The 3251-nt window shown below is 40.8% G+C and carries 2 protein-coding genes and 1 pseudogene; 2 read left to right on the top strand and 1 reads right to left on the bottom strand.

The annotated features are described in order from the left end of the window. Nucleotides 1-306: pseudogene (locus ACTF6W_RS00880) on the bottom strand (alpha/beta hydrolase); the annotation flags it as partial. 115 nt (nt 307-421) lie between these two features. On the opposite strand from ACTF6W_RS00880, the gene kynU reads away from it, so the two are divergent. Then, on the top strand, nt 422-1660 hold the full coding sequence (gene kynU, locus ACTF6W_RS00875; protein WP_438992652.1) for a kynureninase: 1239 nt from the start codon (nt 422-424) through the stop codon (nt 1658-1660). A 70-nt stretch (nt 1661-1730) separates the two neighbouring features. Further along, the coding region (locus tag ACTF6W_RS00870) for a tetratricopeptide repeat protein (RefSeq protein ID WP_438992651.1) at nt 1731-3251 on the top strand (1521 nt) is incomplete at its 3' end.

Below are 3251 nucleotides of genomic sequence, written 5' to 3'. Positions count from 1 at the left end.
ATTATGATCGACGAAATTTGGTGCGGCAAATGCACTTTCATTTTTCGAGAGTTCTTGCCAATATCCACCATGAATGAAGACGTGTATTGGTAATGCTTCATCACTATCAGGGATAAACATGTCCATATTTGATCGTTTCTCTGGACCATATTTAATGTCGGCTTTCATGATATCTTTTAAGGATCGGTGTGCGGCTCTACTTTCATCAATATACATTTTAATGAATACCATAATGTCATCGATGCAGCTGCTCGGGCTATATTCCCGTTCCAACGTTTCTTTATCCATAGAATGATATGGTTTCATTAAGCGATCCTGTTATGCATTTTTCGTTATATCTAAATTAGAAATTTTACATGGAAGATTTATTTTATCAATGATAGTCTGCTTCAAATTTCAATTACAAGAAAGAATAGAATAGATGTCTTTAACCCGTGATGATTTAATAGCCCTTGACAAAGCCGACCCATTAGCAAAATTCGCAGATGAATTTCATCTGCCTGATGGGATGATATATCTTGATGGTAATAGTCTCGGCGCCATGCCAAAAGCTGCGAAGGCGCGCGCATTAGAAGTGATCGAACAGGAATGGGGCGAAGACCTAATTAAAAGTTGGAATAAAGCAGGCTGGTTCGAACTCGTTGAAAAGTTAGGAAATAAAACGGCGAAGCTTCTCGGTGCAAATGACGGCGAAGTCATTTACGCGGACGCAACGGGCCTCAATGTTTATAAGTTGGTTGCCGCTGCATTAGGTCTAAGAAAAGATAAAAAGAAAATTGTAATGGAGGGCAGTAATTTTCCGACCAATAATTATATGGTTCAGGGTTTGATCAAGCAACTTGATCGTGGGCACGAAATCACATTTGCCGAAGACGGTGAAATAATGGATGCGATTACGGATGACGTAGCGGTCGTATGCTTAACTCATGTGCATTATAAAACGGGTCACCTTCATGATATGGCTGCGATAACTAAAAAAGCACATGATGTGGGTGCTTTGGTTGTTTGGGATCTATGTCATAGTGCCGGGGCGCTGCCTGTTGATTTAAACGGTTGCAACGTCGATTTTGCCCTTGGCTGTACTTATAAATATTTAAACGGCGGGCCCGGTTCACAATCATTTATGTTTGTTGCTAAACGCCATCAAGGGGTCGCCATGCAGCCATTAACAGGATGGTGGGGACATGATTTACCATTTGGGTTTGAAAGGGATTATCGCCCGAGAAAAGATATTCGCCAATTTTCGACGGGTACAGAACCGATTGTTTCACTCGCAATGTCAGAGGTTGGCTTGGATATCTTTTTAAGAGCTGATATGAATGAAATTCGCAAAAAATCACTCAAATTATGTGACCTTTACATTCAATTGATTGAAGAACGATTAGATGGCTATGACTTTGAAATCGTGACACCAAGAGAACATGATAAAAGAGGAAGTCAGGTATCAATTTCTTCGAAGAATGGTTTTCCAATTATGCAAGCGGTTATCGATGCGGGTGTTATTGGTGATTTTCGTGCCCCTGATATTATGCGATTTGGATTTACGCCGCTTTATGTTTCATATGTCAATGTTTGGGATGCCGTTGAACGCCTCGTGCAAATAATGGAAACAAACGCATGGGATAAACCTGAATTCAAACAGGTAGGCACCGTGACTTAGAATAAGTATTGTAAATATTTGATTTGTGTTATGCTGCCCGCAAATTAAATCAGATTGATGGGAGAACATCATGTACAAGGGTATTATTTCGGGGTTGGTACTTTCACTGGCCATTTCAAGCACATCGCTATCACAAGTTTATGACCCTGCATCCTTAAATGCTGACCCTGCAACAGCGACTTCGCCGATTGCGCCGCGCTTAAGTGGGCTCAGCGATTATCATTTTAAAGTCAGCACTGATAACGAACAATCGCAATATTTCTTTGATCAAGGTATGCGACTTGTGTTTGCCTTCAATCATTCTGAAGCACTGCGTTCTTTTAAAGAGGCGGCCCGATTGGATCCTGATAACGCGATGGCATATTGGGGTTGGGCATGGTCGCTTGGCCGAAATTTAAATATCCCTATGATGATGAATTCAGCCGATCAAGCCAATGAAGCGATACATATGGCGAGCGCTTTAAAAGATAAAGTAACAGAGCGCGAGCGTGATTATATAGAAGTTTTAGAAGCCCGTTATAATGACGATCTCTCTATTCCTCGCGAAACGCTTGATATTGCTTATATGAACGCCGCTGAAAAATTGATGAATAAATATCCGGATGATTTGGATGCTGCCGTTCTCTATGCGGGTGCTGCCATGAACACGCAACCATGGGATTATTGGTATTTAGATGGAACGCCAAAAGGAAATACAGCAAAAATTATTTCTGTATTAGATAGTGTTATCGAAAGAGACCCTGAAAATGCAGGTGCACTTCATTATCATATTCATGTTACAGAATTTAAAAAACCTTGGCTTGCTGAAAAAAGTGCGGATGCACTTCATCCATTACTTCCAGGTTCTGGACATTTGGTGCATATGCCGTCGCATATTTACATCCGTGTAGGACGTTACCAAGATGCCTTTGATATTAATATTAAAGCAGTTGAAGCAGACGAAGAATATATTGAGGAAACAAAAAGCCAAAGTATATACCCGCTCGTTTATTATCCACATAATATTCATTTTCTTTCATGGTCATCTATGTTCACTGGTAGAAGTCAAAATTCATTAGATGCCGCAATGAAAGTGAAGGCATATCTTGAAGAAGGTGTTCGTAAAACATCATGGGGCTCGGGTAATGAATATTTTCGAGCACAGCCAATTTATGTCATGGTTCGTTTTGGTAAATGGGAAGAAATTCTTGAAGTGCCAAAACCATTTATGAAAGCACAATTCCTAAATGGAATGTGGCGATATGGACGTAGCCTTGCTTATCTTCACACGGGTGATATGGAAAAAGCAGAAGAAGAGCTAGCCGAATTTAGTAAAATTGCGGCAGCTTTTAAAGAAGGTTTGCCGGGTTATAATACGACAGGTCTAAGGATTCCTCGTGATACTCTTCTAATTGGCGAGCAATATGTAATGGGTGAAATTGAAGCAGCCAAGGGTAATTATGGTGAAGCTGTCTATCATTTGAGCAATGCCGTTAGACTTGAAGACAGTGACACATATTCAGAACCACCGGCGTGGCAATTCCCTTCACGACATGTTTTAGGAGCTGTATTAATGGAAGCGGGACGTGCAAGAGAAGCGGAAACCGTTTAC

The sequence above is a fragment of the Pseudemcibacter sp. genome, assembly GCF_965661635.1.
In the GTDB taxonomy this organism is placed as follows: Bacteria; Pseudomonadota; Alphaproteobacteria; order Sphingomonadales; family Emcibacteraceae; genus Pseudemcibacter.
Note: the sequence above shows the minus strand (reverse complement) of the source record. Positions and strands in the feature narration are given on the sequence as shown.